We start from the raw sequence: 5,748 nt of genomic DNA, 5'->3' as shown, positions 1-5,748 counted from the left end.
TGCGAATCACGGCACCTGCGGCAGGATGATCTCGTCACTGCGTGAGGCGCTGCCGCTCAGGTTGCGGCAACCGGCGACGAATTCGCGCATTGCCTGGGTGATGAAGCGATCACGATGGTGGACGAAGCGATAGGCGCGCGTCAGCTCCAGCCATGGAGTGGGCAGCTCGACGAGGCTGCCGCGCCGAAAGGCATCTCTCAGCGCGAGGCGCGAGATGCAGCCGATGCCGAGCCCCGCTTCCACGGCGCGCTTGATGGCTTCGGTATGTTCCAGCTCCAGCATGATGTCGAGGCGCTGGGAGACGCTGGTCGAAGGCCCGTCCAGATGTGGGCGCAATGCCTGCTCGAAGGTGCCGCGTGTGCCGGAGCCACGCTCGCGCATGATCCAGCGAGCCGCCAGCAGGCGCTCAAGCGTGACCTCGCCCTGTGCCAGCGGGTGTGACGGCGCACAGAAGATGCTCAGCCGATCACTGACCCAGTGGGTCGCCTCCAGCAGCGGGTGCTCCACCTCGCCTTCCACCAGCCCGATGTCCAGTTCGAAGTGCACCAGCTTGTCGATCAGCTGATGGGTGTTGTGCACGTGCAGCTCGACGCGGCTGGCGGGGTGATGATGCAGAAAGTCACCGATGATCTGAGGCGCCAGATAGTTGCCGATGGTCAGCGTCGCGCCAATCTCCAGCGAGCCGGTGGCGTCCTGCTGGCCGAGCAGCTGCTCCAGCTCCTCGGCCTGGTCCAGCAGCGCGATCGCCTTGGGCAGCAGCTCACGCCCCAGGCCATTGAGCCGCAGGCGCTTGCCATGGCGATCGAACAGCCGGCAATCGAACTGACGCTCCAGCTCGGCCAGTGCCGTGCTGGCCGCTGATTGCGACATGGCCAGACTGTCGGCGGCCAGCGAGACATTGTCATGCCGCGCGACCGCCACGAAGACGGCCAGCTGGCGAAGGCTGTAGCGCATTCGACCTCCCGGGGCATGCAGTGAAGGGGCAGAGATGAGGAGGCGAAAGTGAACGCAACGCAGGATTCGCCGTCAGAGCGGGCGGACCCTGCACGATCAAGGTTGAAATGCGATTCATTCGCAACCAATATTGGTAAACTAGATAACCTATATCCAGATAAACCATTTAACGCATAACCCTGCAGTGACTACAATCGCTGCATAGTTCATTGGGTCATAAGCTGTTATTTGTTTATGCCAATAGAGAATATCGAATTCGAGGGGCCACGCCCCGGGAGGCCATCAGGTGAGCAGTCTGACCACAACCGAAGTCATCGACGTCCATCACTGGAACGATTCGCTGTTCAGCTTCCGCACTCAGCGTGAAGACAGCCTGCGCTTCAAGAACGGCCAGTTCGTGATGATCGGCCTGGAAGTCGAAGGCAAGCCGCTGATGCGTGCCTACTCGATCGCCAGCCCGAACTACGAGGAGCACCTCGAGTTCTTCTCCATCAAGGTGCAGGATGGCCCGCTGACCTCACGCCTGCAGCACCTGCAGCCGGGCGATCAGATCATGGTCTCTCGCAAGCCGACAGGCACGCTGGTACTGGACGACCTGCTGCCGGGCGAGAACCTTTACCTGTTCTCCACCGGCACTGGCCTGGCGCCGTTCCTGAGCGTCATCCAGGACCCGGAAACCTATGAGCGCTATGACAAGATCATCCTGATGCACGGCGTGCGCCATGTCTCCGAGCTGGCCTATGCCGACATGATCGCGGAAGAGCTGCCCAAGCACGAGTATCTGGGCGAAGAGATCGCCGAGAAGCTGATCTACTACCCGACCGTGACGCGCGAGGAGTTCCGCAACCAGGGCCGCATCACGGATCTGGTCGAGAACGGCAAGCTGTTCGAGGATATCGGCCTGCCGCCGCTGGACCCGAAGCGTGACCGCGCCATGATCTGTGGCAGCCCGGCGATGCTCGACGACATCAGCGCCATGCTGGATGCGCGCGGCTTCGCCATCTCGCCGAAGATGGGCGTGCCGGGTGACTACGTGATCGAGCGTGCCTTCGTCGAGAAGTGATCCGCGAGCAGCACGCATGAGCGACAAGTGCTGAAACGAAAAAACCGCAGGCCGATGGCCTGCGGTTTTTTGTGTGCTCATGTCACCCGTCGGGGCAGCACGTCACAGTGCCAGGGGCTTGCACCAGAGGCTCAGACGGCGTCCTTGCCGGTCTCGCCGGTACGGATGCGAATGACCTGCTCCAGCGGCGAGACGAAGATCTTGCCGTCGCCGATCTTGCCGGTGTTGGCGACATTGGTGATCGCCTCGATCACGGAATCGATCATGGCGTCATCCACCGCGACTTCCAGCTTCACCTTGGGAAGGAAGTCGACCACGTACTCGGCACCCCGATACAGCTCGGTGTGGCCCTTCTGGCGGCCGAATCCCTTGACCTCGGTCACGGTGATACCCTGCACGCCAATCTCCGACAGGGATTCGCGCACGTCGTCGAGCTTGAATGGCTTGATGATGGCAGTGACCAGTTTCATCGTGTCTCTCCTTGGGTGATGGTGCGGGTAACGAGGCCTGCTCGTCACGCCGGTCTCTGACTCAAGCATACACCGCTTATCCAGTCAGGAAAAAAGACTCCCGCCAGGTGGCGGGAGTCTTGATGCTGCAGGTGCTGTCGCGTCCAGGCTTACTTGCGGCTGGAGGTGAATTCCGGATAGGCCTCCATACCACATTCGGCCAGATCCACACCTTCGTACTCTTCTTCCTCGCTGACGCGAATCCCCATGATGGCCTTGATGATCAGCCACACCACGAAGCTTGCGATGAACACCCAGGCGAAGATGGAGGCGGCGCCCAGCAGCTGTGCGGAGAAGGTGGCATCGTCATTGGTCAGCGGCACGGCCAGCAGACCCCAGAGACCGACCACACCGTGCACGGAGATGGCGCCGACCGGATCATCGATCTTCAGCTTGTCGAGACCGACGATGGAGAACACGACCAGCAGACCGCCGACGGCACCGATCAGGGTGGCAGCACCGACGCTCGGTGCCAGCGGACCCGCAGTGATGGCGACCAGGCCAGCCAGTGCGCCGTTGAGGGCCATGGTCAGGTCAGCCTTGCGGAACCACAGACGTGCGAGGATCAGCGCGGCGATGACACCACCACAGGCAGCGGCATTGGTGTTGACGAAGACCTGAGCGACCGCGTTGGCCTCATCGATGTTGGACAGCACCAGCTCGGAGCCGCCGTTGAAGCCCAACCATCCCAGCCACAGGATGAAGGTACCCAGCGTGGCCAGCGGCAGGTTGGCGCCCGGGATGGCATTGATCTCGCCATTCTTGCCGTACTTGCCCTTGCGAGCGCCCAGCAGCAGCACGCCTGCCAGTGCGGCGGAAGCGCCGGCCATGTGCACGATGCCGGAACCGGCGAAGTCGCTGAAGCCCGCTGCGCTCAGGAAGCCGCCACCCCAGGTCCAGTAACCCTGCACCGGATAGATGACGCCGGTCATGACTACGGCGAAGGCCAGGAAGGCCCACAGCTTCATGCGCTCGGCGACCGCACCGGAGACGATGGACATGGCGGTAGCCACGAACACCACCTGGAAGAAGAAGTCGGAACGTGCGCTGTAGTAGATGTCGCCACCGGAAGCGAGCGCTTCCTCAGCGGTATTCTCGGCACCGATCAGGAAGCCCAGGCTCGGCAGGAAGCCGCCTTCGGCGCTCGAGTACATGATGTGATACCCGACGACCATGTACATGGTGCAGGCGATGGCGAACAGCGCCACGTTCTTGGTCAGGATCTCGGTGGTGTTCTTGGCGCGGACCAGACCGGCCTCGAGCATGGCAAAGCCGGCTGCCATCCATAGCACCAGGGCGCCACAGACCAGGAAGTAGAAGGTATCAAGTGCGTACTTGACCTCGATGATCTCGTTCATGCGGGGTTCTCCTTGTTATTGTGCGCGGGGCTCAGACAGCGTCGGCGCCGCGTTCACCGGTGCGGATACGGATGACATCGTCCAGCGGAGTGACGAACAGCTTGCCGTCGCCGATCTTGCCGCTGTTGGCCGCCTGGGTGATGGCGTCCAGTACCGATTCCACACTGCTGTCATCGACAGCCACTTCAATCTTGACCTTGGGAAGGAAGTCGACGACGTACTCGGCACCGCGATACAGCTCGGTGTGCCCCTTCTGACGTCCGAAGCCCTTCACTTCGGTGACGGTAATCCCCTGCACGCCGTTGTCGGCCAGTGCTTCTCGCACGTCGTCCAACTTGAAGGGTTTGATGATGGCGGTGATCAGTTTCATGTGCTGCCCCCGTTCGCTACCGGAATGATCATTCTTGTTAAGCATGGCCAGTCAGATGAGCTGGCGGCCTGTTCCTGACAAGTGCATCGCACGAGATGTGCCATGCGGCTGAAAATCCTTGTAACTCATCTGGTTATCGCAGGATGGCTGACAGTCTTTCGGCCTGTGCAAAGATGGCTGAATCCGAAGGTCACCTGGCATGCACCGTAATGGTGCTGTTTCTGCGCCTTTGGGTGTGGGGGCAAGTGCTAATGTGGTGCAGGTGTGTGCCTGCCGATGAGGATTGGTTGGTGCAGGACGATGCGGGGCATGCACCCGACTCCAGGGTTGCGTATCCTTGCAGCAGGACACGACGGCCCCATGTACAGGGGTGTCATCATTTTCTGACCGGCAGTCCGCACGACGCGGCCGCCGGCCCGCAACGGCTGAGGTGCAGCATGTTCAAGAATGACGTCATCGGGCGTATGGCCCAGCAGATCGGTGAGCGCCTGCAGGATGCCTCGCATGGTCCGGAAGAGCTGCAGAAGTCCGTGCAAGGGGTGATGCGCGGTGCCTTCGACCGCATGGAACTGGTCTCGCGTGAAGACTTCGACATCATGATGGATGTGCTGACGCGTACGCGCAGCCGCGTCGAGTCGCTGGAAAAGCAGGTCATCGCCCTCGAGGCACTGCTGGAAAAGCAGGGGCTGGTAGCGGCCAATGCGCCGGCTGCCGAGGCCACTACGCCAGTGGATGACGAGGGGGAAGCCGCGGTAGCGAAGCGTGAAGCCGCCAGTCACGCCGCGGAAATCGAGCGCCAGCGCGACGCCTGATTCCCTCAGGTGACGGCTGAACCAAAACCGCCACGCCCTTTCGGGGCGTGGCGGTTTTTTGCGTCATGGGCGCCGCTGATTCTGAGGGGCGGCCTCAGGCAGTCTGGGGACGAGTGCCCAGCATCCAGCGCACCAGACCTACCACTGAGGCGATGATCCAGAAGATCTCGATCACGAAGCTGGCGAGGTTGAAATTGATGCACAGGCTGATCAACAGCAGGATCGCCCCGCTCAGATTCATCAGGTTGTAGGTCAGGCTGCGGGCATCGAGTCTGCCTATCTGCAGCAGGAAGAAGGCGCCGACGACCAGAGTGGTGCCTAGCATGCCGATCACATCCGCCAGGGATGCCAGCGGGGCAAGCATGTCTTGCATGGGTAGTGCTCCTGAAACAAGCCGAAGTCGTCCTGAATGGCTGGCCCTTTCCGTGGGTTGGACGATTCTCTGCCGCGCATCGGCGGCGTTCCGTGAGACAGCTTGGCGGTCATCCCGGCAAGGCCGGGACAACCGATCAAATATACAGCAGTCCCCGTCCGGCGGCACTCTTGTGGCTCTCTCGAGGACGCTATCGCCCCTGTATGAGCACTTTCTTGGTGCAGGCAGGTCTCAAGCCGGCCTCCCCCCATGCCCATGTGACGAATGGTGGCGCTGAAATGCGCCAAAACAGGCGCTTTTGCGTGGAAA

Annotated in this window: 7 protein-coding genes; 2 read left to right on the top strand and 5 right to left on the bottom strand. The window is 61.6% G+C overall.

Features of this window, described 5'->3' with window-relative positions; translation table 11 throughout:
* Window positions 1-6: 6 nt before the first annotated feature.
* Window positions 7-954, bottom strand: a complete 948-nt coding sequence (locus AC4FAH_RS01635) for a LysR family transcriptional regulator (protein WP_107335730.1) — start codon at window positions 952-954, stop codon at window positions 7-9.
* Between the two features lie 286 nt (window positions 955-1,240).
* On the opposite strand from AC4FAH_RS01635, the gene AC4FAH_RS01630 reads away from it, so the two are divergent.
* The gene (locus AC4FAH_RS01630) at window positions 1,241-2,017 is read left to right on the top strand and encodes a ferredoxin--NADP reductase (RefSeq protein WP_043331585.1); all 777 of its coding nucleotides are present in this window, start codon (window positions 1,241-1,243) and stop codon (window positions 2,015-2,017) included.
* A 131-nt stretch (window positions 2,018-2,148) separates the two neighbouring features.
* On the opposite strand, the gene glnK is transcribed toward AC4FAH_RS01630, so the two are convergent.
* The 3 genes from glnK to AC4FAH_RS01615 all read right to left on the bottom strand — a co-directional run bounded on the left by glnK (window position 2,149) and on the right by AC4FAH_RS01615 (window position 4,254).
* A complete protein-coding gene (glnK, locus tag AC4FAH_RS01625; RefSeq protein ID WP_024951507.1) occupies window positions 2,149-2,487 on the bottom strand; it encodes a P-II family nitrogen regulator in 339 nt (112 codons plus the stop codon).
* Window positions 2,488-2,636: 149 nt separating this feature from the next.
* Complete coding sequence (locus tag AC4FAH_RS01620; RefSeq protein ID WP_043331583.1) at window positions 2,637-3,884, bottom strand: ammonium transporter; 1,248 nt, start codon at window positions 3,882-3,884, stop codon at window positions 2,637-2,639.
* A gap of 31 nt (window positions 3,885-3,915) precedes the next feature.
* Window positions 3,916-4,254 carry a P-II family nitrogen regulator gene (locus AC4FAH_RS01615; protein WP_043331582.1) on the bottom strand — a complete coding sequence of 113 codons (339 nt, stop codon included), beginning with the start codon at window positions 4,252-4,254 and terminating at the stop codon, window positions 3,916-3,918.
* A gap of 437 nt (window positions 4,255-4,691) precedes the next feature.
* Here AC4FAH_RS01615 and AC4FAH_RS01610 point away from each other — a divergent pair, with 437 nt between their 5' ends.
* Window positions 4,692-5,066 (top strand): accessory factor UbiK family protein, encoded by a 375-nt coding sequence (locus tag AC4FAH_RS01610; protein WP_225347464.1) that lies wholly within the window; start codon window positions 4,692-4,694, stop codon window positions 5,064-5,066.
* 94 nt (window positions 5,067-5,160) lie between these two features.
* On the opposite strand, the gene AC4FAH_RS01605 is transcribed toward AC4FAH_RS01610, so the two are convergent.
* A complete protein-coding gene (locus AC4FAH_RS01605; protein ID WP_043331581.1) occupies window positions 5,161-5,439 on the bottom strand; it encodes a CBU_0592 family membrane protein in 279 nt (92 codons plus the stop codon).
* Window positions 5,440-5,748 lie beyond the last annotated feature (309 nt).

Source organism: Cobetia sp., assembly GCF_983723665.1.
This window is presented reverse-complemented; position numbering and strand designations above follow the sequence as displayed.

Excerpts from the sequence above, each read along its gene's own strand:
- AC4FAH_RS01635 (WP_107335730.1), bottom strand. The coding sequence starts at position 954 with ATGCGCTACAGCCTTCGCCAGCTGGCCGTCTTCGTGGCGGTCGCGCGG.
- glnK (WP_024951507.1), bottom strand. The coding sequence starts at position 2,487 with ATGAAACTGGTCACTGCCATCATCAAGCCATTCAAGCTCGACGACGTG.
- AC4FAH_RS01620 (WP_043331583.1), bottom strand. The coding sequence starts at position 3,884 with ATGAACGAGATCATCGAGGTCAAGTACGCACTTGATACCTTCTACTTC.
- AC4FAH_RS01615 (WP_043331582.1), bottom strand. The coding sequence starts at position 4,254 with ATGAAACTGATCACCGCCATCATCAAACCCTTCAAGTTGGACGACGTG.
- AC4FAH_RS01610 (WP_225347464.1), top strand. The coding sequence starts at position 4,692 with ATGTTCAAGAATGACGTCATCGGGCGTATGGCCCAGCAGATCGGTGAG.
- AC4FAH_RS01605 (WP_043331581.1), bottom strand. The coding sequence starts at position 5,439 with ATGCAAGACATGCTTGCCCCGCTGGCATCCCTGGCGGATGTGATCGGC.